This is a genomic window from Pseudomonas sp. E1BtOHC1 (genome assembly GCF_058744285.1).
Map to the genome: position 1 here is coordinate 1,802,387 of NZ_CP196023.1, position 24,590 is coordinate 1,826,976.

General features: G+C 60.8%; 22 protein-coding genes. 5 read left to right on the forward strand and 17 right to left on the reverse strand.

Annotated features, from left to right (window positions below; genetic code table 11):
* Window positions 1–2: 2 nt before the first annotated feature.
* The 9 genes from ACSSVC_RS08225 to ACSSVC_RS08265 all read right to left on the reverse strand — a co-directional run bounded on the left by ACSSVC_RS08225 (window position 3) and on the right by ACSSVC_RS08265 (window position 11,093).
* Complete coding sequence (locus ACSSVC_RS08225) at window positions 3–914, reverse strand: ABC transporter permease subunit (RefSeq protein WP_011059232.1); 912 nt, start codon at window positions 912–914, stop codon at window positions 3–5.
* 11 nt (window positions 915–925) lie between these two features.
* On the reverse strand, window positions 926–1,936 hold the full coding sequence (locus ACSSVC_RS08230; RefSeq protein ID WP_346633642.1) for an ABC transporter permease subunit: 1,011 nt from the start codon (window positions 1,934–1,936) through the stop codon (window positions 926–928).
* Between the two features lie 73 nt (window positions 1,937–2,009).
* Entirely contained in the window at window positions 2,010–3,605 is a 1,596-nt protein-coding gene (locus ACSSVC_RS08235) for an ABC transporter substrate-binding protein (protein ID WP_492612167.1), read from the reverse strand.
* Between the two features lie 78 nt (window positions 3,606–3,683).
* Entirely contained in the window at window positions 3,684–5,090 is a 1,407-nt protein-coding gene (locus ACSSVC_RS08240) for an OprD family porin (protein ID WP_346633640.1), read from the reverse strand.
* Between the two features lie 166 nt (window positions 5,091–5,256).
* Entirely contained in the window at window positions 5,257–6,843 is a 1,587-nt protein-coding gene (locus tag ACSSVC_RS08245) for an ABC transporter substrate-binding protein (protein ID WP_346633639.1), read from the reverse strand.
* A 307-nt stretch (window positions 6,844–7,150) separates the two neighbouring features.
* The gene (locus ACSSVC_RS08250) at window positions 7,151–8,776 is read right to left on the reverse strand and encodes an ABC transporter substrate-binding protein (RefSeq protein WP_346633638.1); all 1,626 of its coding nucleotides are present in this window, start codon (window positions 8,774–8,776) and stop codon (window positions 7,151–7,153) included.
* Window positions 8,777–8,889: 113 nt separating this feature from the next.
* The gene (locus tag ACSSVC_RS08255) at window positions 8,890–9,327 is read right to left on the reverse strand and encodes a hypothetical protein (protein WP_346633637.1); all 438 of its coding nucleotides are present in this window, start codon (window positions 9,325–9,327) and stop codon (window positions 8,890–8,892) included.
* A gap of 263 nt (window positions 9,328–9,590) precedes the next feature.
* Complete coding sequence (locus tag ACSSVC_RS08260) at window positions 9,591–10,154, reverse strand: helix-turn-helix domain-containing protein (protein WP_123727445.1); 564 nt, start codon at window positions 10,152–10,154, stop codon at window positions 9,591–9,593.
* A gap of 222 nt (window positions 10,155–10,376) precedes the next feature.
* Window positions 10,377–11,093 carry an SIMPL domain-containing protein gene (locus tag ACSSVC_RS08265; RefSeq protein WP_346633636.1) on the reverse strand — a complete coding sequence of 239 codons (717 nt, stop codon included), beginning with the start codon at window positions 11,091–11,093 and terminating at the stop codon, window positions 10,377–10,379.
* A 239-nt stretch (window positions 11,094–11,332) separates the two neighbouring features.
* Between ACSSVC_RS08265 and ACSSVC_RS08270 the strand changes: the two genes are divergently transcribed.
* The 3 genes from ACSSVC_RS08270 (at window position 11,333) to ACSSVC_RS08280 (ending at window position 14,973) form a co-directional block, all read left to right on the forward strand.
* Window positions 11,333–12,595 (forward strand): ATP-binding protein, encoded by a 1,263-nt coding sequence (locus ACSSVC_RS08270; protein WP_123727447.1) that lies wholly within the window; start codon window positions 11,333–11,335, stop codon window positions 12,593–12,595.
* On the forward strand, window positions 12,588–13,148 hold the full coding sequence (locus tag ACSSVC_RS08275) for a response regulator transcription factor (RefSeq protein WP_025132017.1): 561 nt from the start codon (window positions 12,588–12,590) through the stop codon (window positions 13,146–13,148). Before ACSSVC_RS08270 ends, ACSSVC_RS08275 begins: the two co-directional genes overlap by 8 nt.
* 97 nt (window positions 13,149–13,245) lie before the next feature.
* Complete coding sequence (locus ACSSVC_RS08280; RefSeq protein ID WP_346633635.1) at window positions 13,246–14,973, forward strand: ABC transporter ATP-binding protein/permease; 1,728 nt, start codon at window positions 13,246–13,248, stop codon at window positions 14,971–14,973.
* Between the two features lie 97 nt (window positions 14,974–15,070).
* On the opposite strand, the gene ACSSVC_RS08285 is transcribed toward ACSSVC_RS08280, so the two are convergent.
* A complete protein-coding gene (locus ACSSVC_RS08285; protein WP_346633634.1) occupies window positions 15,071–15,262 on the reverse strand; it encodes a hypothetical protein in 192 nt (63 codons plus the stop codon).
* Between the two features lie 13 nt (window positions 15,263–15,275).
* Window positions 15,276–16,916 (reverse strand): phospholipase, encoded by a 1,641-nt coding sequence (locus ACSSVC_RS08290; RefSeq protein WP_492612168.1) that lies wholly within the window; start codon window positions 16,914–16,916, stop codon window positions 15,276–15,278.
* 166 nt (window positions 16,917–17,082) lie between these two features.
* On the opposite strand from ACSSVC_RS08290, the gene ACSSVC_RS08295 reads away from it, so the two are divergent.
* Window positions 17,083–18,024, forward strand: coding sequence for an AEC family transporter (locus ACSSVC_RS08295; RefSeq protein WP_346633632.1), 942 nt, complete (start codon window positions 17,083–17,085; stop codon window positions 18,022–18,024).
* Between the two features lie 67 nt (window positions 18,025–18,091).
* Here ACSSVC_RS08295 and ACSSVC_RS08300 read toward each other — a convergent pair whose 3' ends face one another.
* From ACSSVC_RS08300 to gatC, 6 genes are read right to left on the reverse strand one after another with little or no spacing between them, the layout of a single operon-like run.
* Window positions 18,092–18,472, reverse strand: coding sequence for a carboxymuconolactone decarboxylase family protein (locus tag ACSSVC_RS08300; protein WP_346633631.1), 381 nt, complete (start codon window positions 18,470–18,472; stop codon window positions 18,092–18,094).
* Window positions 18,469–19,533: a calcium/sodium antiporter gene (locus tag ACSSVC_RS08305; protein ID WP_446439099.1), complete on the reverse strand. Its 1,065-nt coding sequence runs from the start codon at window positions 19,531–19,533 to the stop codon at window positions 18,469–18,471. The genes ACSSVC_RS08300 and ACSSVC_RS08305 overlap by 4 nt, the downstream gene beginning before the upstream one ends.
* A 50-nt stretch (window positions 19,534–19,583) precedes the next feature.
* Entirely contained in the window at window positions 19,584–20,039 is a 456-nt protein-coding gene (locus ACSSVC_RS08310) for a septal ring lytic transglycosylase RlpA family protein (protein ID WP_404938230.1), read from the reverse strand.
* Between the two features lie 7 nt (window positions 20,040–20,046).
* Complete coding sequence (gene gatB / locus ACSSVC_RS08315; RefSeq protein ID WP_011059248.1) at window positions 20,047–21,492, reverse strand: Asp-tRNA(Asn)/Glu-tRNA(Gln) amidotransferase subunit GatB; 1,446 nt, start codon at window positions 21,490–21,492, stop codon at window positions 20,047–20,049.
* Between the two features lie 10 nt (window positions 21,493–21,502).
* Entirely contained in the window at window positions 21,503–22,954 is a 1,452-nt protein-coding gene (gene gatA, locus ACSSVC_RS08320) for an Asp-tRNA(Asn)/Glu-tRNA(Gln) amidotransferase subunit GatA (protein ID WP_492612169.1), read from the reverse strand.
* Window positions 22,955–22,970: 16 nt separating this feature from the next.
* Window positions 22,971–23,258 (reverse strand): Asp-tRNA(Asn)/Glu-tRNA(Gln) amidotransferase subunit GatC, encoded by a 288-nt coding sequence (gene gatC / locus ACSSVC_RS08325; RefSeq protein WP_317071465.1) that lies wholly within the window; start codon window positions 23,256–23,258, stop codon window positions 22,971–22,973.
* Between the two features lie 210 nt (window positions 23,259–23,468).
* Between gatC and mreB the strand changes: the two genes are divergently transcribed.
* Window positions 23,469–24,506: a rod shape-determining protein MreB gene (mreB, locus tag ACSSVC_RS08330; protein ID WP_002555108.1), complete on the forward strand. Its 1,038-nt coding sequence runs from the start codon at window positions 23,469–23,471 to the stop codon at window positions 24,504–24,506.
* Window positions 24,507–24,590 lie beyond the last annotated feature (84 nt).

Sequence of the window (24,590 nt, forward strand, 5' to 3'; positions counted from 1 at the left end):
CCTCAGGCGGCGTTCTTGAGTTTCGGGTCCAGCGCATCGCGCAGGCCGTCGCCCATCAGGTTGATTGCCAGCACGCTGAGCAAAATGGTCAGACCCGGCAGGCTCACGACCCACCAGGCGCGTTCGATGTAGTCCCGGGCCGAGGCCAGCATGGTGCCCCATTCCGGAGTCGGCGGTTGCACGCCCAGGCCGAGGAAGCCCAGGGCGGCGGCGTCGAGGATCGCCGAGGAGAAGCTCAAGGTGGCCTGGACGATCAGTGGCGCCATGCAATTGGGCAGCACGGTGATGAACATCAGGCGCGGCAGGCCGGCACCGGCCAGGCGTGCTGCGGTCACGTAGTCGCGGTTCAGTTCGCCCATCACCGCGGCACGGGTCAGGCGCACATAGGACGGCAGGGACACCACGGCAATGGCGATCACGGTGTTGATCAGGCCAGGGCCGAGGATGGCGACGATGGCCACGGCCAGCAGCAGCGATGGCAGAGCCAGCATGATGTCCATCAGGCGCATGATGGTCGGGCCCAGCAAACGCGGGAAGAAACCGGCGAACAGGCCCAGGAGGATGCCCGGGATCAGCGACATCACCACCGATGACAAGCCGATCAGCAGCGACAGCCGCGAGCCCTGGATCAGGCGCGACAGCAGGTCGCGGCCCAGTTCGTCGGTGCCCAGCAGGAACTGCATCTGCCCGCCTTCGAGCCAGGCCGGCGGCGTCAGCAGGAAGTCGCGGTACTGCTCGCTGGGGTTGTGCGGCGCCACCCAGGGGGCGAACAGTGCGCAGAACACGATCAGCAGCATGAACAGCAGGCCGGCTACCGCGCCCTTGTTGCGGGAGAAGTGCTGCCAGAATTCTTTGTAGACGGACGGATAGAGCAGGCTTTGATCGACTGCTACTGAGGAAGTTGGAGTGCTCATTAGTCTTGATCTCAGCGCTGGTGACGGATGCGTGGGTTGGCAAAGCCGTAGAGGATGTCCACCACGAAGTTGACCATGATCACCAGGCAGGCGATCAGCAGGATGCCGTTCTGCACCACGGGATAGTCCCGGGCGCCGATGGCTTCGATTAGCCACTTGCCGATCCCCGGCCAGGAGAAGATGGTTTCGGTCAGCACTGCACCGGCCAGCAGGGTGCCGACTTGCAGGCCGACTACGGTCAGCACCGGAATCAGCGCGTTGCGCAGGCCGTGGACGAATACCACCCGGGCCGGCGACAGGCCCTTGGCCTTGGCGGTGCGGATGTAGTCTTCACGCAGCACTTCGAGCATCGAGGAGCGGGTCATCCGCGCGATCACCGCCAGGGGAATGGTGCCCAGGACAATGGCCGGCAGAATCAGGTGGTGCAGGGCGTCGAAGAAGGCACTGGTGTCCCCGGCCAGCAGGGTGTCGACAAGCATGAAGCCGGTCTTGGGCTCGATGTCGTAGAGCAGGTCGATGCGCCCGGACACCGGGGTCCAGCCCAGACTCACCGAGAAGAACATGATCAGGATCAGGCCCCACCAGAAGATCGGCATCGAATAGCCCGCGAGGGAGATGCCCATGACCCCATGGTCGAACAGGGACCCTCGCTTGAGGGCGGCGATCACCCCGGCCAGCAGCCCGAGCACGCCGGCGAACAGCAGGGCGGCCATGGACAGTTCCAGGGTCGCGGGGAACAGCGAAGTGAATTCGCTCCACACACTGGTGCGGGTGCGCAGGGATTCGCCCAGGTCACCGTGGGCGAGCTTGCCGATGTAGTCCAGGTATTGGGCATACAGCGGTTTGTTCAATCCAAGGCGTTCCATTGCCTGGGCATGCATCTCGGGGTCGACCCGACGTTCGCCCATCATGACTTCCACGGGGTCGCCGGGAATCATGCGTATCAAGGCGAAGGTCAGCAAGGTGATGCCGAAGAATGTGGGGATCAACAACCCCACACGGCGGGCAATAAAACTAAACATCTTCTGAAGTACCTCAATCAGCCGGTTAGGCGTTCCCGCCACCCTTGGGGTCAAGGGCGGCGGGCGTTTCTTATCACTTCACTTGGGTGGTCGCGAAGTTGTTGGTGGTCAGGGGGCTCTGGTGGTAACCCTCGACGTTCTTGCGCATGGCGGTGAACATCTTCGGATAGGCCATGGGAATCCACGGTTGATCCTGTTGGAAAATCAGCAACGCTTTTTCATAGAGCTCTGCGCGTTTGGCAGGTTCAGCGTCGGAACGGGCCTGGTCGATCAGGTCCTGGAATGCCTTGTTGCACCAGCGGGCGTAGTTTTCGCCGTTTTTCGCTGCGTCACAACTCAGGTTCGGGGTCAGGAAGTTGTCCGGATCGCCGTTGTCACCCGCCCAGCCGGCCGACACCATATCGTGTTCGCCGTTTTTCGCACGCTTGAGCATCTCGCCCCACTCCATGACGCGGATGTCGAGCTTGAGGCCGATCTTGGCCAGGTCGGCCTGCATCATCTGGGCGCCCAGCAGGGGGTTGGGGTTGGTCGGGCCTCCGCCATTGCGGGTGAACAGGGTGATGACCGTGCCATCCGGCACGCCGGCGTCCTTGAGCAGGGCGCGGGCCTTGTCCAGGTCCCGGGCCGGGTTCTGCAGGCTGTTGTTGAAGCCCAGCAAGGTCGGAGGATAAGGGCCGGTGCCCACCAGGGCGTTGCCTTTGCCGTACAGGCTGTTGACGTAGGCTTCCTTGTCAAAGGCGATGTCGATGGCCTTGCGCACTCGCACGTCGCTCATGTACTTGCGTGTGGTGTTCATGGCGATGTAGCCGGTGGTCATGGCAGCCAGCTCGTCGACCTTGAGGTTGGCGTCGGCCTTGATGCTGGGGATGTCGTCGGGTTTGGGGTACAGGGCGATCTGGCACTCGTTGGCCTTGAGCTTCTGCAGGCGCACGTTGTTATCCGTGGTGATCGCCAGCACCAGCGGGTCCGCCGGCGCCTTGCCCCGGAAGTAGTCCGGGTTGGCCTTGAAACGTACCTGGGCGTCCTTGGCGTAGCGGGTGAAAACGAACGGGCCGGTGCCGATGGGCTTGCTGTTGAGGTCGCCGGTCTTGCCTTCCTTGAGCAGCTTGTCGGCGTATTCCGCCGGGAATATGGAAGAGAAGGCCATGGCGATGTCGGCCAGGAACGGGGCCTCGCGGCGGGTCAGGGTGAAGACCACGGTGTGGTCGTCAGTCTTCTCGACGCTTTTGAGCAGCTCCTTGAAACCCATGCTTTCGAAGTAGGGGAAGCCGACGCTGGACTTGTCATGCCAGGGGTGCTTCGGGTCCAGTTGACGCTGGAAGCTCCAGAGCACGTCGTCGGCGTTCATGTCGCGGGTTGGAGTGAAGTAGTCGGTGGTGTGGAACTTGACGCCTTTACGCAGGTGGAAAGTGTATTGCAGGCCGTCCGGGCTGATCTCCCAGGATTCCGCCAGGGCGGGCTGGATGTCGGTGGTGCCGGGCTTGAAGTCCACCAGGCGGTTGAAGATGGTTTCCGCCACCGCGTCGGCAGTGACTGCAGTCGTGTACTGGACCATATCGAAGCCTTCCGGGCTGGCTTCGGTACAGACCACCAAGGGTTTGGCTGCGGCGCCCATGGCAACGCTCAGCAGTGCGGCGCCCATGGCCGCTCTCAGGGGAAGCATTTTCATCAAGAACCCTCTGCAATCAATTGAACCAGATTAGCTTGAACGGCGGATTCGTCATGAATCCGCCCTTCAACTGGTGGGTTAGAGAATATTGAACGGGATGGTGGTGACCAGACGGAACTCGTTGATATTGCCGTCGGCCTGGTTCTCGCTGGCGCGGTGAGTGGTGTAGGTCGCCCGGATCGCCGTGGCTTTGAGCGGACCACTCTGTACGGCATAGGATGCGCCGATGCCATATTCATAGTGGTGTTCGCCGTCCATGGTGCGTACGCCGTAGACGGTGCCGTCGGCTTTTACGCCGCTGTAGGCGGTGCCGTTGTAGTGGGTACCATCGATGCCCCAGCCGCGAGCCTGGTAGATATTGAACTTCAGGCCGGGCACGCCGTATTCGGCCATGTTCAGGCCGTAGGCGATCTGGAAGGATTTCTCGTTCGGGCCGTTGAAGTCCGAGAGCAGGGAGTTGGCCAGGTAGATGCCGTTGGTTTCGTGCAGGTAGTCGAAGTACTCGTTACCGTTAATTTCCTGGTACGAGAAGGTCAGGCTGTGGGCCTGGTGGGTCAGCCCCAGGGAGAGGGAGTAGGTATCGTTGTCGATGTTCCCCATCTCTTTCTTGCCGGTGTCGACGGTCTTGTAGTAGTTCAGGCCGGTGGTCAGGCTCAGTACCTGGCTATCACCCAGCTCATGGGTGGCGCCGAAGTAGTACTGGTTCCAGAAGTCTTCCACCTTGGAGGCGTAGAGGCTGGTCTTCAGGCTTTTCAGCGGCTGGTAGTTGACACCGACAAGGCTGACGCGATCGGTCTCGGCGCCATTGGTGTTGTACTCGGAGCGGAATTTCGAAAGGCTCTGCTCGGTCCGTGGCGATACCCGGTCGAAGGTGCCGGCGTCGAACGACAGGTTGTTGAATTCTTCGCTGTGGATGCTCACCCCTTCAAAGCTGGAAGGCAGTGGACGGTTGCCGATGACATCGACGATTGGCGTGCTGAAGTTCTGCCGGCCGGCGGTCAGGGTGGTGTTCGAGACACGGAACTTGACGTTGGCCAGACCGAGCTTGCTCCACTGGCCTACGGCGTCGCCGTCGGAGTGGGTCAGGGTGCGGTTGTTCTTGCCGGCGATGTCCTTGCGGTCACGATCCAGGGCAATGGCGTTGTAGGCCGCGACTTCGGTGCTGACACCCACGGTGCCTTCGGTGAAGCCCGAGGTGTAGTTGAGGATGGTGCCCTGGACCCAGTTGATACGGCGTGGGGTCGAGGTGGGAACGCCATTGTGGTTGTACGAGAAACGGTCATTGCGACGGTTCAGCTCGTTGGCGTACCAGTTGCGGGTGCTGCCCGACAGGCTCTGCCCTTCGATGAAGCCCTTGGTTTCAGCCTGGGCCTTGGTGCTGTTCAGTTCAGTCGGGACGAAGTCCTGGCTGACATTCTCCGCATAGGCCGTGGCGGTGATGCTACTGATAGCCAAGGCTAACAATGCGCTGCTGCTCAGTTTCATGGGTGAAGCTCCTTTGTTTTCTTTTTTAGATGCCGGTTTTTTTGGGCCGGCTGGTTTTTGGAACTCATTCATGGCATCGCAAACGTTTGCACGCGGCTCAATCGCCGAATTCAGGCAAAGCGCCTGCGTGAGGGCGAGAATCGCCCTCAGGGTTTTGGCTCATCGGTTATGGGGCTAGGCCGACACCTGAAAAGGAGTTGCGGCCGAAGGGACTGACCTTGAAACCCTCGACTTTCGCGCTTAACGGCTGGTTGATCGTCGAGTGGGCCACAGGCGTGATCGGCACTTGCTGCTTGAGCAACTGCTGGGCCTGCTTATAGAGCTCGGTGCGCTGTTCACGGTCGGTGACGACCTTGGCTTGCTTGATCAGCGTGTCGTACTGCGGGTCGCACCACATGGAGTAGTTGTTGCCGCCGATGGCGTCACAGCTGTACAGGGTGCCCAGCCAGTTGTCCGGGTCACCGTTGTCTCCAGTCCAGCCGATCAGGCTGATGTCGTGTTCGCCGTTCTTGGTGCGCTTGATGTACTCGCCCCATTCGTAGCTGACGATCTTCACCTTGAGGCCGATCTTCGCCCAGTCGGACTGGAGCATTTCGGCCATCAGCTTGGCGTTGGGGTTGTAGGGGCGTTGCACGGGCATGGCCCAGAGGGTGATTTCCGTGCCTTCCTTGACCCCGGCAGCCTTGAGCAGCTCGCGGGCCTTTTCCGGGTTGTAGGCGGCGTCCTTGATGGTCTCGTCGTAGGACCACTGGGTGGGCGGCATGGCGTTCACCGCCAACTGGCCGGCGCCCTGGTACACGGCATTGAGAATGCTGTGCTTGTTCACCGCCATGTCCAGTGCCTGGCGCACTTCGAGGCGGTCGAAGGGTTTGTGTTGCACGTTATAGGCGATGTAGCCGAGGTTGAAGCCGGGCTTCTCGATGACCTGCAGTTTTGCGTCGTTCTTCAGGGCATCGATGTCGGCGGGACGCGGGTGCAGGGTCACCTGGCATTCGCCGGCGCGCAGCTTCTGCACGCGTACCGAGGCATCGGTGTTGATGGCGAAGATCAGCCTGTCGAGCTTGACCCGGCTCGGGTCCCAATAGTGCGGATTGGCGGCGTAGCGGATTTGCGAGTCTTTCTGGTAGCGCTGGAATACGAACGGCCCGGTGCCGATGGGTTGCTGGTTGATCTGGCTGGGAGTGCCGGCCTTGAGCAGTTGCTCGGCGTATTCGGCGGAGAGGATCGCGGCAAAGCTCATGGCCAGGTTCTGGATGAACGCGGCGTCCACGGTGTTGAGGGTCATGACCACGGTCAGTGGGTCGGTTTTCTCGACCTTGGCGATGTTCTTGTTCAGGCTCATGCCGTTGAAGTAGGGGAACTCCGTCGGATAGGCCTTACGGAACGGATGTTCGGCGTCGAGCATGCGATTGAAGGTGAACAGCACGTCGTCGGCGTTGAGGTCGCGGCTGGGCTTGAAGTAAGGAGTGTTGTGGAACTTCACGCCTTCACGCAGGTGAAAGCTGTACTTGAGGCCGTCCTCGGAAATGTCCCAGCTCTTGGCCAGGGCCGGCAGTACGTTGGTTGCGCCTTTCTCGAACTCCACCAGGCGGTTGTACAGCGGCTCGGCGGCATCGTTGTCGGTGGCGGTGGTGTACTGCGCGGTGTCAAAGCCTGCGGGGCTGCCTTCGGAACAGAACACCAGGCTGCGGTCGGCAGCGCTGCAGATCGAACTGGTGGCCAGCAGGGCCGAGAAAATCAACGAATGACGCATGACGGTCCATCTCCATTTTTTGTTGTGATGATCAATGGACCATGGCTCCTTCCTGGAGCCTGTACAGGCCATTGATGCCAAACCATGGCTGCAGCAAATGCCCACCGACAGACGCAGTTTTGCCATGCCTCGACGTTAGGAGCCGATGGCTGAGGCGTATATGCGCTGTACCTGAAAGCCTTGTAGGAATCGGCTCTAAATTCGAGCGATCACGTACAAAGGGATGCGATCTCGACCCCAGGGCCGGACGCTTTCAGGGGGAGCGGTAACACAACGGCGACGTCATCGACGTCGCCGTTGCACAACCTTATTTGCCGATGCCTACGCCGTAGAAGGAGTTCAAGCCAAAGGGACTGATCTTGAAATCCTGCACGTTGGCGCGCATGGGTTGGAACACCGTCGAGTGAGCGATAGGTGTCATCGGAACGGCATCTTTGAGGATGTGTTGCGCCTGCTTGTACAGCTCGGTGCGTTTGGCCACATCCGAGGTGGCCTTGGCTTGCTTGATCAGTGCGTCATAAGGCTTGTCGCACCATTTCGAGAAGTTGTTGCCGTTCATTGCATCGCAACCGAACAGGGTGCCGAGCCAGTTGTCGGGGTCACCATTGTCGCCGCTCCAGCCGATGATCATCGCCTGGTTCTCGCCGCCTTTGGAGCGCTTGATGTACTCGCCCCACTCGTAGCTGACGATGTTGACCTTGAGACCGATCTTGGCCCAGTCGGACTGCAGCATCTCTGCCATCAGCTTGGCGTTCGGGTTGTACGGACGCTGTACCGGCATGGCCCACAGGGTGATCTGGGTGCCTTCCTTGATGCCGGCCTCCTTGAGCAGCTGCTTGGCTTTCTCGGGATCGTACTTGGCATCCTTGATGGTGGTGTCGTAGGACCACTGGGTCGGCGGCATGGCGTTGACCGCCAGCTGGCCGGCGCCCTGGTAGACCGAGTCGATGATCTGCGGCTTGTTGACGGCCATGTCCAGCGCCTGGCGAACCTTGAGGTCAGCCAGCGGGTTGGCGTCGGTGCGGCCCTTGAGCACCGGCATCACGTTGTAGGCGATGTAGCCCAGGTTGAAGCCTGCCTGTTCAGGCATCTTCAGGGTCTTGTCTTCCTTGAGCGCCTTCAGGTCGGCCGGACGCGGGAAGAGGGTGACCTGGCATTCGTTCTTCTTCAGCTTCTGGATGCGCACCGATGGGTCGGTGGTGATGGCGAAGATCAGGTTGTCGATCTTCACGTCTTCAGGCTTCCAGTAGTCCTTGTTGCCGGTGTAGCGGATGTTGGAGTCTTTCTGGTAGCTCTTGAAAACGAAGGGGCCTGTGCCGATCGGCTTCTGGTTGATATCGCTGGTCTTGCCTTCCTTGAGCAGCTTGTCGGCGTACTCGGCGGACTGGATGGAGGCAAAGCTCATGGCCAGGTTCTGGATGAACGCGGCATCAACGGTTTTCAGGGTGAACTTGACGGTCTTGTCGTCGACTTTCTCGACCTTGGTGATGTTGGTGTCCATCCCCATGTCGGTGAAGTACGGGAATTCGGTCGGGTATGCCTTACGGAACGGCATGTCCTTGTCGATCATGCGGTTGAAGGTGAACAGCACGTCGTCGGCGTTGAAGGTACGGGTCGGGGTGAAGTACGGCGTGGTGTGGAACTTGACCCCTTCGCGCAGGTGGAAGGTGTAGGTCAGACCGTCGTCCGAGATGTCCCAGCTGGTGGCCAGGCCCGGAATGACTGCGGTGCCGCCACGTTCGAACTGGCTGAGGCGGTTGTAGAGGGTTTCGGCTGAGGCGTCGAAGTCGGTTCCGGTGGTGTACTGGCCAGGGTCGAAACCGGCCGGGCTCCCTTCAGAGCAGAACACCAGGTTAGTCGCCGCGTGGGCGAAGGGTGCGCTGGCCAGCAAGCCGGCACTGACTAAAAACGGAAGGACTGCTTTTTTGAACATGGTGGCCTCATGATTTGTTGTCATTTTTGGTGTAGAGGGCGACCTTGTGAGTCGACCCGCCGATACTTATGCAGCCCTCATACCCATTGCAAGATGCAGGGCCGACACAAGTCTCAAAGAGTGGAACGAACGTACACGAATGACGCATTTGTATAAATATTGACGCATTTGACCGATTGCGCCGGTTTTTTCTGGTGCGTGCGTTGCTTCTCCATTGGGCAAACGGGGCTGTTCGTGCCCCCGGTTGGTGCGTCAATGGAGCGGGTGCCTACTGGCTTGCGCTTGAACCGCCAGGCCTTTTCAGGCTGGCGCAAATCTGCGACGCATCCGGCTGACCGGATGGCGTAGGGCGATGGAATGGGGGAGGCCGTGGGAGACGGTTGCCCGGGACCTTGCAGGCGACGGCGGGTGGTCAGCGCATCGTCGGCGGTGTTGAAGTCGCGGCTCGCAGTGAAGTTGTCACTGTGGAGGTTGCTGCTGGCATGCGACAGGCGTGGGTCGAGGATCAGCCCCGCTGTCTGCCAAACCTGGAGCGGAAAGGTCTTACGCATGCAAACCTCATTTTTTCTTTTTCTAGGGCATATCTGAGGATTGGCCTTGTGGGCCGCGGTAACTCGCCTTTCTATGGGGCGTGGATGCAGCCCCATGGACCCTGTGCGGCGATGGCGATCGCTTATTGTGTTGTTGATTGTCGATTCGCCGATGCCGAAATTAAGTCATGCTGAAATCGTGGTCAACGAAAATTAAGCCTGACTAACATTTCTCTTGCGCACAGGTGTGTCTGTGAGGTTCGGCAGGCGCCTGCGCGTGGGGCTTACGCCGCCGAATGGTCGTCGAACAGACCCATGGTCGTGACAGTCAGGACTTCCGCCGGGCCGCTGCCGACATTGGCCAGGCAGTGGGTTTTGGTCGAGTCGAAGTGCACCGAGTCGCCGGCGCCAAGGGGATATTGGTGACCCTCGATGGTGTAGACGATCTGCCCTGAAAGAACGTAGGAAAACTCAGAGCCATCGTGGGAGATCAGTTCCGACTGGTAGCCCACCGGGATGTTCATTTTCACCGCGTTGATCAGGTTGCCGGGAAAGGAACTGGACAGTCGCTCGTAGGCCAGTGGCTGGCCTTCGATGGTGTAGCGCACCCGCTTGCCGTCGTGGGAGTCGGGTTGCGCCTGGGTTGGCTGGTCGAACAGAGCGTTCAGCGGAACGTTCAGAGACTTGGCAATGTTGACCAGGGAAGAGATCGAGACACCGGTGAGATTGCGTTCCGCTTGGGAGAGGAAACTGGCGGTCAGGCCAGACTCACTGGCAATTTGGCGCAGGGTTTTCTTGGCGGCGCGGCGATAGCGACGCAGGCGTTCGCCGATGCGATCTGCGGTCATTGGAGAGACTCTTATAGGAAAGGAGCAGTATACCCGGCGCACGACCATGACGCCTGACAGGCGCAATACCGAGGTGCGTAACTTTAGCATCACCACAGTGGCCGAACGCACCCACCCAGAGCTGAGTTCATCGGCTGCGGGTTGAAATGCCTGGTCACGAAAAACGGCGGCGACCTCGTTTTGCACTAGAGGTTACCGCCGTTGGGGGACGCTGGGAGAGGTTTACGGCATCAGCACTTCGATGGCGCCGTCGGCGGTCATGCTGACCTGGCTGGTGCCGGCCTCGACTTCCGGAGTCACTGGCGCCGAATCCATGCTGGCGGCCTTCATCATCATCGGTGCTCGCAGGTAGGGCTGTGGATAACCGTTGCTGTTGAGGTTCAGATTGACGATTTTGTATCCCTTGCCGCCCAGGGCTTCGGTGGCCAGTTGCGCACGGGCCTTGAATGCTTTGACCGCGTCCTTAAGCAGGGCATCTTCGCTGGCCTTGCGGGTCGGGTCGGCGATGGCGAAGTCCATGCCGGCCATTTTCAGGTCGCCCAGCAGCTCACCGGTGAGCTTGGACAGGGCGGCGAAGTCGGAGCTTTCCAGGCGCAGTTCGGCGCGTTCGCGCCAACCAGTGATCTTCTGACCCTTGCCGTCGTAGATCGGGTAGCTGTTGCGGCTGCCCTGGCGCAGGGTCACATCCTTGACCTGGCGGGCCTGACCCAGGGCCTTGTTCATGGTGCTGGTGATTTCTGCGGCGAGCTTGGCCGGGTCGCTGTTCTGCGATTCGCTGTAGAGGGTCACGATCATCAGGTCCCGTGCCACTTCCTGACTGACTTCGGCACGCAGGGAAATCTGGTTGTAGTGCAGTTCATCGGCGGCCAGGGCGGGCAGACTGGTGAGGGTGCCGGCGCTGAGGGCCAGAAGGGCGAGGCTTCGACGGAAATGCTGCATGGAAACTCCTTGAGTGCGGTCCGCAGGATCAGCTCAGAGCCTGCGTGAAACGTTCAGACAGTGTCGGGCTGCGGCAAGTTTCAAGCCGCAAGCTGCGTGTTGAGAGCCAATACGCTTGTAGCTCAAAGCTTGCAGCTTGCCACTGTTTTTCTGTGACGCTTTGCCGCAGTTTTGCCTGTGGCGGGGGCTGCTTGGTTATACTCCCGCCGATTGCCCTGGAGCGCTCATCAGGAGAGCTCATGCTCGCCCCCGTAAAATTATTGTCTGCCACTCGTCAGAACCTCTGGCGCCTGACCTTTATCCGTACCCTGGTTCTGGCTGCTCAGGCCGGTTCGGTGGGGCTCGCCTATTGGCTGGAATTGTTGCCGCTGCCCTGGTTGCAACTGGGCGTCACTCTGATGTTTTCCATGGTGCTCTGTGCCTTCACCGCCATCCGCTTGCGAACCTCGTGGCCGGTGACGGAGCTGGAATATGCCCTGCAACTGGCCTGCGACCTGTTTATCCACAGTGTGCTGCTGTATTTCTCCGGCGGCTCTACCAACCCCTTTGTCTCCTATTACCTGGTGCCCCTGACGATCGCCGCCGTGACGCTGCCCTGGCGCTATTCGGTGGTGTTGTCGGGTATTGCCCTGACCCTCTATACCTTGTTGCTGGCGCGCTTCTACCCCTTGCAGACTTTCCCCATCGCCCGGGAAAACCTGCAGGTCTATGGCATGTGGCTGAGTTTTGCCCTGGCGGCGGCGGTGATCACCTTCTTCGCTGCACGCATGGCCGAAGAACTGCGCCGTCAGGAAGAGTTGCGGGCGATCCGCCGTGAAGAGGGCCTGCGCGATCAGCAGTTGCTGGCCGTGGCGACCCAAGCCGCCGGCGCCGCCCATGAGCTGGGTACGCCGCTGGCGACCATGAGCGTACTGCTCAAGGAAATGCGCCAGGACCATCCCGATCCGCTGTTGCAAGATGACCTCAGCGTGCTCCAGGATCAGGTCAAACTGTGCAAGGAAACCTTGCAGCAGTTGGTACGTGCCGCTGAGGCCAATCGCCGTCTGGCGGTGGAAATGCAGGAAGTCACCCAGTGGCTGGACGAGGCGTTGAACCGCTGGCACCTGATGCGCCCTGAAGCCAGCTATCGTTTCCACCTGCTGGGTGAGGGACCGGTGCCGCGCCTGGCGCCGCCGCCGGACCTGACCCAGGCCTTGCTCAATCTGTTGAACAATGCAGCCGATGCCTGCCCCGAAGGCTTGGAAGTGCGCCTGGACTGGGACGCGGAAAACCTCACCATCAGTATTCGCGACCACGGTGCCGGAGTACCCTTGGCCATCGCCGAGCAGATTGGCAAACCGTTTTTTACCACCAAGGGCAAAGGCTTCGGCCTGGGCCTGTTTTTGAGCAAGGCCAGCGTGACCCGCGCCGGTGGCTCAGTGAAACTCTACAGTCATGAGGAAGGCGGAACGCTCACCGAGCTGCGCCTGCCCCGTGCCGCCCGAGGAGACGACCATGAGTGAAGAGATCCAAGTCGAAGGCGAAGAACTGCCGCATTTGTTGCTGGTGGATGATGACGCCACCTTTACCAGGGTGATGGCACGCGCCATGAGCCGCCGGGGCTTTCGCGTCAGTACCGCAGGTTCCGCGGAAGAGGGGCTGACCATCGCCCAGCAGGATCTGCCGGACTACGCCGCGCTGGACCTGAAGATGGATGGCGACTCCGGGCTGGTGCTATTGCCCAAGCTGCTGGAGCTGGACCCGGAAATGCGCGTCCTGATCCTCACCGGCTATTCGAGCATCGCCACGGCGGTGGAGGCTATCAAGCGCGGCGCCTGCAACTACCTGTGCAAACCCGCGGACGCCGATGATGTGCTGGCCGCGCTGCTCTCCGAACATGCGGACCTGGACACCCTGGTGCCGGAAAACCCGATGTCCGTGGACCGTCTGCAATGGGAGCACATCCAGCGCGTGCTGACCGAACACGAAGGTAATATCTCCGCCACTGCCCGGGCCCTGGGCATGCATCGCCGTACCTTGCAGCGCAAACTGCAGAAGCGTCCCGTCCGTCGCTGAACCGCGACTGAATGAATGTCGCTGGACACCGTGAAAAAGCGAGCCGATCTACTAAGATCGGCTCAACGCTTGTCCCTCTCCCTATCGAGCCACAACGATGAATCAGAACGCTGAGTACTCCGCGGTCAACGATGCTGTGCGCGGTCAATTCTTTCGCCGGGTCTGGGCCATGATTACCCCTTACTGGCGTAGTGAAGAGAAGAACAAGGCCTGGCTGTTGCTGATCGCGGTGATTGGCCTGTCGCTGTTCAGTGTTGCCATCTCGGTGTGGATCAACAGTTGGTACAAGGACTTCTACAACGCCTTGCAGAAGAAGGATGAGGCGGCCTTCTGGAGTCTGATCCTGTATTTCTGCGGGATCGCTGCGGTGGCCATTCTCGGTGCGGTGTATCGCTTGTACCTGACCCAGATGCTGACCATCCGCTGGCGCGCCTGGTTGACCGAAAGACACTTTGCCCGTTGGCTGGGCAACAAGAACTACTACCAGCTGGAGCAGGGTGGCTACACCGACAACCCCGACCAGCGGATTTCCGAAGACCTCAACAGTTTCACCACCAACACCTTGTCCCTGGGCCTGGGGTTGATCCGCAACGTGGTCAGCCTGGTGTCCTTTTCCATCATTCTCTGGGGAGTGTCCGGCAGTATCGAGGTGATGGGCTACACCATTCCCGGCTATATGTTCTGGTGCGCCCTGGTGTATGCGGCGGTCGGCAGTTGGCTGACCCACCTGATCGGGCGTCGCTTGATTGGCCTGAACAATCAACAGCAACGTTTTGAAGCCGACCTGCGTTTCTCCATGGTGCGAGTCCGGGAGAACGCCGAGAGCATTGCCCTTTACGACGGCGAGAAGAACGAAAACCAGCGTCTTAGTAGCCGTTTCAGCAAGGTCTGGCACAACTTCTGGGACATCATGAAGGTGTCCAAGCGCCTGACCTTCTTCACCGCCGGTTATGGCCAGATCGCGATCATCTTCCCGTTTATCGTCGCCGCGCCGCGCTACTTCGCCGGCAAGATCGAACTGGGAGAGCTGATGCAGATCAACTCGGCTTTCGGCAATGTCCAGGAGAACTTCAGTTGGTTTATCAGCGCCTATTCGGACCTCGCCGCCTGGCGCGCTACCTGTGACCGTCTGTTGAGCTTCCGTCAGGCCATGAGTGAAAACGAGGAGCGTCCTCCGGCGATTGACGTGCAACACCAGGGCGAACAATTGCAAGTGCGTGATCTGGGCCTGGATCTGGCGGACGGCCGTCATCTGCTGGCCGGTGCCCAGATGACCGTGAGTCCTGGCGAGCGACTGATGCTCAGTGGTCGCTCCGGCAGTGGCAAAAGCACCCTGCTGCGGGCCATGGGACGGTTGTGGCCGGCGGGGCACGGCAGCATCTTGCTGCCGAACCAGCGCTACCTGTTCCTGCCGCAGAAACCTTACCTGCCCATTGGCAGCCTGCGGGAAGCCTTGAGTTATCCACAGTCGGGCGACAGCTATCCCGAGGAGCGTTATGCACAGGTCCTGGAAACTTGTCGCTTGCCCCACCTGGTGGCGCGTCTGGACGAGAGCAATCACTGGCAGCGCATGTTGTCGCCGGGGGAGCAGCAGCGGCTGGCGTTTGCCCGTGCGTTGCTCTATGCGCCGCAATGGCTGTACATGGACGAAGCCACATCGGCCATGGACGAGGAGGACGAGGCCACGCTGTATCAGGCCCTGATCGACCAGTTGCCGGGCTTGAGCATTGTCAGCGTTGGCCATCGCAGCAGCCTCAAGCGCTTCCATCCACGGCACGTTCGTATCGAGCAAGGGCATCTGCTGGAGCAGACTTTCACGGCTTGACGGCGGGCTGGGCGCTGGCATCAAGCCCAGCGCCTTGCACAGCCGGTGCAAGGGCGCTGAGCCGTTTCGCGGGCGAGCCCGCTCCTACAGGGGGCGATCAGGCCTGGTGCAGGATCGAGCGGTCCACACGCACGGCCAATTGGCCATTCCCCGGTTTGGCGTTGAAGGCCACGTTGCCGAGTTCATCCACGCTGGCCCGGGCGATGGGGGCGCCATCGAGCAGCAGTTCGAGCGGCGCGTCCTTGAGGGATTGCCCGGAGGCCAGTTGCAGTTTCAGGTTGATAGCCATGGTGATTTCCTTATCAGGCGTTACGGTCGATGAAGCGGTTGGCGTTCTTGTCGATGGAACCGATCAGCTCCGGTGAGCCACCGCGAAACTGACGGAACACATTGCGTCCGGTGGCGCTGCTGTTGCTGGTACCCGCCGGAATGTTCAGGGTGGGCTGGAAGCTGTCGCTCAGTTCCATGTAGGCCGACCATGGACCTATATAGGACTCGTTCAAGCCGTTGGTTTCGCTGAGGGCGTAGCGCACCGCCTGGCCAGGGAGCCAGTTGGGCTCGCTGGGGGTGTGGCTTTGCCAGCCGTCGGCCAGGATCGTTGGGACCGCACTCGGGGTTTCCAGGTAGCCCGTCGGTTTGTTCGGGCTGTAGTTCTTCAGCAGCAGGTAGGTGCTCCAGCCCCACCAGTTGTCGATGGTCTTGCTGTCATTGAGATTGTTGACGTCGCTGCGGCGCAGCACTTTGTCACCGCTCATCACGAACAGTGGCGAGAAGTTGCCGCTCTTGGCGGCATTCAGGTCCGGCAAGGCCTTGAGGGCCGCGTAGCTGGCGGGCGCCGGCAGGTTGCCGCTGAGGTAGCTGGTGAAGATCTCGTCCGCCGAACGCTGCACTGCCAGTTTCACCTGCTGGCGATTGCGATGATCGACGCTGTCGAAATAACGTTTGTCGCCGTAGGCGTGCCAGCGGTCGCCCTGGGCGTTACTGACATTGAGGCCGAACTTGCTGTCCTCGTCGTGCATGAAGCGGGTAATCAGCGATCCCAGGTCGCTGGGGGTGACCACTGCCGCCACCTGTTTACGTGGCACTCGTACATGGCCGGCAGAAAACAGGTCGGTGAGAAAGTGGTCGGCGAAGGCGTTCATTGCGTAGGCCAGTTCCAGTTGCTTGTCGTCGGCAGTCTTGCCTGCCAGTACCGCTTGTTGCAGGGCTGCTGTGTGCCCGGCGATATACGCCGCCAGGGCCCACTCGCCAAAGTGGTCGGCATTGTTGGCCGCAAGCTTCAGGTAGCGCCCCAGAGGGAACAGGGCGGAGACCACGCTGCCGCCGCCGGTAATCCGGTTCCACTCTTCAGACAGGGTATCGCCCAAGGCGTCATAGGCTTCGTGGGGCTGTTTGCCGTCGCGGATCGCCTGGTTGGCGGCGACGATTTCCTTCTGCATTACCGCGAGGATCTGCCGTGCTTCGTCTTTCGCCGCCGGCAGTACCGCCAGGGAGTTGAAGGCCGCGGTAAAGCGTTGCACTCGATCAGCCGGCGTCGCGCCTTCGCAGATCGGTTGCTCGGGAATGCCGTAGAAATCGCCGCCCAGGGCAACCACCTGGCCGTAGGTCAGAGCCAGTCCGTTGGGCAGGTGCAGTTCGACCTGCCACGCGGGAATGGCCGGGGCATCCTTGACGAAGCGCAGCAGGGTGCTGTCGCCGATGGCGGTGTGTTCGCCGCCCTCGAAACGCAATTGGGGCAGGCCCCTGGCGGATTTTTGCGGGGTGTGGGGCAGGTCTTCCGGGCGGTGGTACTTGATGGTGTGGTGGCCGTCGGCGACCAGCACCAGGGTCTCGCCATCGCCGGAAATGGCGATGCCTTGTTCAGTGAACAAGCGGTCCAGGTCGGCAATGATCTTGCCGGCCTGTTGTGGCTGTTGCTGCGTCTGTGCAGAGAGTCCTGACATTTCTAGCTCCTTGATATGTCATGGTTATGCTTGTTTTAACTGTATGTATATACAGTTATTCTGAGCATAATTGAAAATGACGCGCCGTCAAGAAGGCAGTTACGCGAGGGAGGGTTGATTGGATTATCATTAGCGCCCTAACGACAGGCTCAAGGTCCACCCGCGCATGCTGGCTATCTTTTTCGAAACCCTGACGATTACTGCGCCGGTGTTTGCGATGCTGTTTCTTGGGCTGCTGCTCAAGCGGGTGGGGTGGATCAATGACAACTTCATCCATACGGCGTCGGCCCTGGTGTTCAACGTCACCATGCCGGCGTTGCTGTTTCTCGGCATTGTCCATGCCGACCTGCATGCCTCATTGAAGCCTGGCGTGCTGATCTACTTTTCAGTGGCCACCCTGGTCTGTTTTGCCCTGGCCTGGGGCTGGGCCATCTGGCGTTGTCCGAAGGTGGATCGGGGGATCTATACCCAGGGAGCATTTCGCGGCAATAACGCGATCATCGGCCTGGCCCTGGCGGCCAGCATGTATGGGGATTACGGGATTTCCCTGGGGGCGCTGCTCGCTGCGTTGGTGATTCTTTACTACAACACCCTGTCGACGGTGGTCCTGGCGGTCTACAGCCCGGCGATCAAGTCCGACCCCTGGAGCATCTGCAAAAGTGTGTTCAGCAACCCGTTGATTGTCAGCGTGCTGGTGGCTGCACCGTTTGCCTACTGGCAGATCAGCCTTCCCGGCTGGCTCGAGACTTCGGGCAAGTACCTGGCGCAGATGAGCCTGCCTCTGGCGCTGATCTGCATTGGCGGCACGTTGTCCATGGCGGCCTTGCGCAACAGTGGGCGGATGGCCATGAGCTCCAGCCTGTTGAAGATGGTCAGCCTGCCGACGCTGGCGACCTTTGGCGCTTGGTTATGCGGTTTTCGTGGGGCGGAACTGGGGATTCTGTTTCTGTATTTCGGCAGTCCGACTGCGGCAGCGAGCTTTGTCATGGCCCGGGCGGCCAATGGCAATCATGAGCTGGCGGCAGCCATTATCGTCATCACCACGGTGATGGCGGCAGTGACCACCAATATCGGGATCTTTGTGTTGCAGTGGGGTGGGTGGATCTGAAGCTGTTCGCCGGCAAGCCGGCTCCTACAAAACGAGGTAGGAGCCGGCTTGCCGGCGAAGAACGGGTTCACTGCGGTGGCTGATAGGCGTCAATCACTTCCTGGGCTGCGCGAAACGCATCGATGGCCGCTGGTACCCCGGCATACACCGCGCAATGCAGCAGCGCTTCACGTATCTCTTCCACGGTGCAGCCGTTGTTCAGGGCGCCACGCACGTGGCCCTTCAACTCCTGGGGACACTTGAGCGCAGTCAGGGTTGCCAGGGTGATCAGGCTACGGGTTTTCAACGGCAGGCCATCACGGTTCCACACGCCGCCCCAGGCGTGTTCGTTGACGAATTCCTGCAGCGGTTGGGTGAATTCGGTGGCGTTGCCCAGAGCACGGTCGACGAAGGCGTCGCCCATTACTTGGCGACGCATTTGCAGTCCGCTTTTCTTGTTCTCGCTCATGGCGTTTCTCTCTTGTGTTGGCGGCGCCAGGCTCTTAGCGAACTGAGCAGCAGAAACGCCACCAGCGCTGGCAGGACGAAAAACAGCATCAAGTGTTCCAGCTTGCCCGCCAGGGGCATGCCCGTGGTGAACGACACCACGTGCAGCCCATAGGCCAGGTACAGGCCGAGAAACAGCAAGCCTTCGGCCCGGGTCACGCGATACCCCGAATAAAATACCGGCAGGCATAGCACCGCGACGCCAAGCATCACCGGCAAGTCGAAATCCAGGGCGTTGGGCGAAACCGAGAGTGGCGTCGGTGCCACCAGGGCGGTAAACCCCAGGACCCCCAGCAAGTTGAAGAGATTGCTGCCGATGACATTGCCCACGGCGATATCCCGCTGGCCCCGCAAGGCGGCGAGCAGCGAAGTGGCGAGCTGGGGCAGGGAAGTGCTGACGGCAATCACCGTCAGTCCCATGACCCGCTCCGACAACCCCAGGTCGTCGGCCACAGTGACGGCGGCACCCAGTAGCAAGTGTCCGGCGAAGACCAGCAGCCCCAGGCCGATAAGCACCATCAGCATGCTGCTGAACCTGGGCGCAGAACCGCGTTGGCCGGCTGGAGTGGGCAGGTGATGGCGTGCCGAGTGCCGCGACTGGCGCAACAGCAGGAGCAGATACAGCACCAGGGCCGCCAGCAGGATGACACCGTCGGAGGGGGTGAGGCGCTCGTTGTAGGCCAGGATGAACACCAGCAGGCTGGCACCGATCATCAGCGGGATGTCCAGACGCACCAGCTGTCGCGATACCCGCAGCGGAATGATCAGGGCCGAGAGGCCCAGAGTCACCAGGATGTTGAAGATGCTGCTGCCGATCACGCTGCCCACGGCGATATCGGTGTTGTCGGCCAGGGTCGCCTGCAGGCTGATGGCCATCTGAGGCGCGCTGCTGCCGAAGGCGACGATGCTCAGGCCCATGATCAGCGGGCGAACATGCAGGCGCGCAGACAAACGCACTGCGGCACGCACCAGCAACTCGGCGCCGGCAATCAGCATCACCAGGCCGCTGATGAGTTGGATCAGGCTGAGCAGGGGCAGTTCGGCAAAGGCGGTAATGGCTCGGGCTCCGTCGGTCAGTCGCTGAGGGCTTGGATGCGTACTTTGGCGGTGCCGCTGCGCAGCATGTCGAGCTGTTGCGCGGCAGCGCGGGATAAGTCGATCAGGCGGCCGCGGGTGTGCGGGCCACGATCGTTGATACGGACCACGACGCTTTTGTCGTTGCCCAGGTTGGTGACTTGCACTCGGGTGCCGAACGGCAGTTCGCGATGGGCCGCAGTGAGGCCGTTCAGATCGAAGGGTTCGCCGCTGGCGGTGCGTTTGCCGTGATGGCGGGCGCCGTAATAGGAGGCTGTCCCGGTCTGGTCATAACCTCGAGGGTCGATGATATGGCTGCTGGCGCAACCCGTGAGCAGAGCGAGCAGGGCGCTGGCCACGAACCAGGGACGGGGAACAATCCTATGCAAGAGCTGGCTTGCCAGCGAAGACGGGCTTGCATCCCCGCAGTTTCGACTGACAAGCCAAGGCTGCATTTTTCGATCAGCCTTCGAGCTTGCTTTTCAGCAGCTCGTTGACTTGTTGCGGGTTGGCCTTGCCCTTGGAGGCCTTCATCGCCTGGCCGACGAAGAAGCCGAACATCTTGCCGCGTTTGGCCTCATCGGCGGCGCGGTACTGTTCGACCTGTTCGGCGTTGGCCGCGAGCATCTCATCGAGCACCGCAGAGATCGCGCCGCTGTCGGTGACTTGCTTGAGGCCACGCTTGTCGATGATCTCGTCGGCATTACCTTCGCCGTTGGCCATGGCTTCGAACACGGTCTTGGCGATCTTGCCGGAGATGGTGTTGTCCTTGATCCGCAGCAGCATGCCGCCCAGTTGTTCGGCCGAGACCGGTGCCTCGTCGATTTCCAGGCCTTGCTTGTTCAGCAGGCTGCCCAGCTCGACCATGACCCAGTTGGCGGCGAGCTTGGCGTCACCGGCAATGCTGGCGACCTTCTCGAAGTAGTCCGCCTGCTCACGGCTGGTGGCCAGGACGCTGGCGTCGTAGACCGACAGACCGAACTGCTCCTGGAAGCGTTCGCGTTTCTGCGGTGGCAGTTCCGGCAGGGTGGCGCGTACCTGATCGAGGAAGGAGTCTTCGATGACCACAGGCAGCAGGTCCGGATCGGGGAAGTAACGGTAGTCGTTGGCTTCTTCCTTGCTGCGCATCGGACGGGTCTCGTCCTTGTTCGGGTCGTACAGGCGGGTCTGCTGGATCACTTTACCGCCGTCTTCGATCAGCTCGATCTGGCGACGGATCTCGCTGTTGATCGCCTTCTCGATGAAGCGGAACGAGTTGACGTTCTTGATCTCGCAGCGGGTGCCGAACTCGACCTGGCCCTTGGGACGGATCGAGACGTTGCAGTCGCAACGCAGGGAGCCTTCGGCCATGTTGCCGTCGCAGATACCCAGGTAGCGCACCAGGGCATGGATCGACTTGACGTAGGCCACGGCTTCCTTGGCGCTGCGCATGTCAGGCTCGGAAACGATTTCCAGCAGGGGCGTGCCGGCACGGTTCAGGTCGATGCCGGTGGCACCGTTGAATTCTTCATGCAGGCTCTTGCCGGCGTCTTCTTCCAGGTGCGCGCGGGTGATTCCGACGCGTTTCATCGTGCCGTCTTCCAGGGGAATGTCCAGGTGGCCCTTGCCGACGATCGGCAACTCCATCTGGCTGATCTGGTAGCCCTTGGGCAGGTCCGGGTAGAAGTAGTTCTTGCGGGCGAACACGTTGTGCTGGCCGATCTCGGCGTCAACCGCGAGGCCGAACATCACCGCCATGCGCACCGCTTCCTGGTTCAGCACTGGCAGTACGCCGGGCATGCCCAGGTCGATCAGGCTGGCCTGGGTGTTGGGCTCGGCACCGAAGGCGGTGGAGCTACCGGAGAAAATCTTCGATTGAGTGGTGAGCTGGGTATGAATCTCCAGCCCGATCACGACTTCCCATTGCATGTGTGTCTCCTCAGAAGCCGGTTGGGGTGCGGGTGTGCCAGTCAGTGTTCAACTGATACTGGTGCGCAACGTTGAGCAAGCGGCCTTCCTGGAAATACGGGGCGAGCAGTTGCACGCCTACCGGCAAGCCGTCGACGAAACCGGCCGGCATCGACAGGCCTGGCAGGCCGGCGAGGTTGGCGGTGATGGTGTAGACGTCTTCCAGGTACGCAGCAACCGGATCGCTGCTCTTGGCGCCGAGCTTCCAGGCCGGGTTGGGCGTGGTCGGGCCGAGGATGATGTCGACTTCGTTGAACGCGGTCATGAAGTCGTTCTTCACCAGGCGCCGGATTTTCTGCGCCTTGAGGTAGTAGGCATCGTAGTAGCCGGCGGACAGCGCGTAGGCACCGACCATGATCCGGCGCTGGACTTCGCTGCCGAAGCCTTCGCCACGGGAGCGCTTGTACAGGTCTTCCAGGTTTTCTGGGTTCTCACAGCGGTAGCCGAAGCGCACGCCGTCGAAACGCGACAGGTTGGAGGAGGCTTCCGCCGGGGCGATCACGTAGTACGCAGGAATCGCGTGCTGCATGTTCGGCAGGCTGATTTCCTTGATCACCGCACCGAGCTTTTCCAGCTCCTTGATGCTGTTGTGGATCAGTTCGGCGATGCGCGGGTCGAGACCGGTGCTGAAGTATTCCTTCGGCACGCCGATGCGCAGGCCCTGCAGCGAGCCGCTGAGCCCGGCGCTGTAGTCCGGCACCGGTTCATCGATGCTGGTGGAATCGTTCGGGTCGAAGCCAGCCATGCCTTGCAGCAGGATCGCGCAGTCTTCGGCGGTGCGAGCCAGTGGGCCGCCCTGATCGAGGCTGGAAGCGTAGGCGATCATGCCCCAGCGGGAAACGCGACCGTAGGTCGGCTTCAGGCCGGTGAGGTTGGTGAAGGCGGCGGGCTGGCGGATCGAGCCGCCGGTGTCGGTGGCCGTGGCGGCTGGCAGCAGGCGCGCAGCGACCGCCGCGGCGGAACCACCGGAGGAACCGCCGGGCACGTGTTCCAGGTTCCACGGGTTTTTCACCGCGCCGTACCAGCTCGACTCGTTGGCCGAGCCCATGGCGAATTCGTCCATGTTGGTCTTGCCCAGGGTCACGGCCCCGGCAGCGGCCAGCTTGGCGACCACGGTGGCGTCGTAGGGCGCCTTGAAGTTGTCGAGCATCTTCGAGCCGCAACTGGTGCGGATGCCCTGGGTGCAGAACAGGTCTTTATGGGCGATCGGCGCGCCCAGCAGGGCACCGTTCTCACCATTGGCGCGACGTTCGTCGGCGGCCTTGGCCTGGGACAGCGCCAGGTCTTCGGTGAGGCTGATGAAGCTGTTGATCTGCGGATCCAGCTGGGCGATGCGCGCCAGCAGGGTCTGAGTCAGTTCTACAGAGGAGAATTTCTTGTCGGCGAGTCCGCGGGCGATCTCGGCCAGAGTCATGTGATGCATTGCAGGCTCTTTCCCTTTAGTCGATGACTTTCGGAACCAGATACAGGCCGCTTTCGACCGCTGGTGCGATGGACTGATAAGCCTCGCGATGATTGGACTCGGTCACAACGTCTGCGCGCAGGCGCTGGCTGGCTTCCAGTGGGTGGGCCAGGGGCTCGATACCGTCGGTATCGACTGCCTGCATTTCATCCACCAGCCCGAGAATGCTGTTCAGGGCGGAGGTGATGTGTGGAAGATCGCTTTCATTGAGCTTGATGCTGGCCAAATGAGCGATTTTTTCCACGTCGGAGCGTTCAAGCGCCATGGGATTCTCCAGTGGAAAACAGAACGGATCTCGTCCGTGTGTTAGATTGTCGGAACACTACCGCATTTCTACGGTCTTATGGCCGCGATTGTGGGGGTTGGTGCACAGAAAAGCGGCCAATTTAACATATTGGCGCCTTGCCCAAAATCCCTGTCGTTGTTAGAGTTTGCCGCACTTTTTTACCCACGCGTTGCCTAGGGTCCCTTTCCCATGTTCAAGAAACTGCGTGGCATGTTTTCCAGCGATCTTTCCATTGACCTGGGCACTGCCAACACCCTTATTTACGTGCGCGAGCGCGGTATTGTCCTGAATGAACCATCGGTTGTGGCCATTCGGACCCACGGTAATCAGAAAAGTGTTGTGGCGGTTGGTACCGAAGCCAAGCGCATGCTCGGTCGTACTCCGGGCAACATTGCAGCCATTCGTCCGATGAAGGATGGCGTGATCGCCGACTTCAGCGTCTGCGAAAAGATGCTGCAGTACTTCATCAACAAAGTTCATGAAAACAGCTTTCTGCAGCCCAGCCCTCGTGTGCTGATCTGTGTTCCATGCAAGTCCACCCAGGTTGAACGTCGTGCCATCCGTGAGTCGGCCCTTGGTGCCGGTGCTCGTGAAGTGTTCCTGATCGAAGAGCCAATGGCCGCTGCGATCGGTGCCGGTCTGCCGGTTGAAGAAGCCCGTGGTTCGATGGTCGTGGACATCGGTGGTGGTACCACTGAAATCGCCCTGATCTCCCTGAACGGTGTGGTTTACGCCGAATCCGTACGTGTTGGTGGCGACCGTTTCGACGAGGCCATCATCACCTACGTGCGTCGCAACTACGGCAGCCTGATCGGTGAATCCACCGCTGAGCGCATCAAACAGGAAATCGGTACCGCCTATCCAGGCGGCGAAGTGCGTGAAGTTGACGTACGCGGCCGTAACCTGGCTGAAGGCGTGCCACGTGCCTTCACCCTGAACTCCAATGAAGTGCTGGAGGCTCTGCAGGAGTCCCTGGCAACCATCGTTCAGGCGGTGAAAAGTGCCCTGGAGCAATCGCCTCCGGAGCTGGCTTCGGACATCGCCGAGCGCGGTCTGGTGCTGACCGGTGGTGGTGCGTTGCTGCGTGATCTGGACAAGCTGCTGGCCCAGGAAACCGGTCTGCCGGTGATCGTTGCCGAAGATCCGCTGACCTGTGTTGCTCGCGGCGGTGGCCGTGCATTGGAAATGATGGACAAACACACCATGGACCTGCTCTCCAGCGAATAACTTCGCTGGTTGCATCTATGCTGTTGCGCTCACAGGCAGCACTTTGCAGTGCTGCCTGTGGCGTTTATCTTCTGTCAATCTGCA

Bases quoted from the DNA above. Each gene is read 5' to 3' on its own strand.
- gatC (WP_317071465.1), bottom strand. From the start codon at position 23,258: ATGGCGCTTGAACGCTCCGACGTGGAAAAAATCGCTCATTTGGCCAGC.
- ACSSVC_RS08275 (WP_025132017.1), top strand. From the start codon at position 12,588: ATGAGTGAAGAGATCCAAGTCGAAGGCGAAGAACTGCCGCATTTGTTG.
- ACSSVC_RS08230 (WP_346633642.1), bottom strand. From the start codon at position 1,936: ATGTTTAGTTTTATTGCCCGCCGTGTGGGGTTGTTGATCCCCACATTC.
- ACSSVC_RS08235 (WP_492612167.1), bottom strand. From the start codon at position 3,605: ATGAAAATGCTTCCCCTGAGAGCGGCCATGGGCGCCGCACTGCTGAGC.
- ACSSVC_RS08290 (WP_492612168.1), bottom strand. From the start codon at position 16,916: ATGTCAGGACTCTCTGCACAGACGCAGCAACAGCCACAACAGGCCGGC.
- gatA (WP_492612169.1), bottom strand. From the start codon at position 22,954: ATGCATCACATGACTCTGGCCGAGATCGCCCGCGGACTCGCCGACAAG.
- ACSSVC_RS08300 (WP_346633631.1), bottom strand. From the start codon at position 18,472: ATGAGCGAGAACAAGAAAAGCGGACTGCAAATGCGTCGCCAAGTAATG.
- ACSSVC_RS08265 (WP_346633636.1), bottom strand. From the start codon at position 11,093: ATGCAGCATTTCCGTCGAAGCCTCGCCCTTCTGGCCCTCAGCGCCGGC.
- ACSSVC_RS08270 (WP_123727447.1), top strand. From the start codon at position 11,333: ATGCTCGCCCCCGTAAAATTATTGTCTGCCACTCGTCAGAACCTCTGG.
- ACSSVC_RS08280 (WP_346633635.1), top strand. From the start codon at position 13,246: ATGAATCAGAACGCTGAGTACTCCGCGGTCAACGATGCTGTGCGCGGT.
- ACSSVC_RS08225 (WP_011059232.1), bottom strand. From the start codon at position 914: ATGAGCACTCCAACTTCCTCAGTAGCAGTCGATCAAAGCCTGCTCTAT.
- mreB (WP_002555108.1), top strand. From the start codon at position 23,469: ATGTTCAAGAAACTGCGTGGCATGTTTTCCAGCGATCTTTCCATTGAC.
- gatB (WP_011059248.1), bottom strand. From the start codon at position 21,492: ATGCAATGGGAAGTCGTGATCGGGCTGGAGATTCATACCCAGCTCACC.
- ACSSVC_RS08285 (WP_346633634.1), bottom strand. From the start codon at position 15,262: ATGGCTATCAACCTGAAACTGCAACTGGCCTCCGGGCAATCCCTCAAG.
- ACSSVC_RS08240 (WP_346633640.1), bottom strand. From the start codon at position 5,090: ATGAAACTGAGCAGCAGCGCATTGTTAGCCTTGGCTATCAGTAGCATC.
- ACSSVC_RS08245 (WP_346633639.1), bottom strand. From the start codon at position 6,843: ATGCGTCATTCGTTGATTTTCTCGGCCCTGCTGGCCACCAGTTCGATC.
- ACSSVC_RS08260 (WP_123727445.1), bottom strand. From the start codon at position 10,154: ATGACCGCAGATCGCATCGGCGAACGCCTGCGTCGCTATCGCCGCGCC.
- ACSSVC_RS08255 (WP_346633637.1), bottom strand. From the start codon at position 9,327: ATGCGTAAGACCTTTCCGCTCCAGGTTTGGCAGACAGCGGGGCTGATC.
- ACSSVC_RS08295 (WP_346633632.1), top strand. From the start codon at position 17,083: ATGCTGGCTATCTTTTTCGAAACCCTGACGATTACTGCGCCGGTGTTT.
- ACSSVC_RS08310 (WP_404938230.1), bottom strand. From the start codon at position 20,039: ATGCAGCCTTGGCTTGTCAGTCGAAACTGCGGGGATGCAAGCCCGTCT.
- ACSSVC_RS08250 (WP_346633638.1), bottom strand. From the start codon at position 8,776: ATGTTCAAAAAAGCAGTCCTTCCGTTTTTAGTCAGTGCCGGCTTGCTG.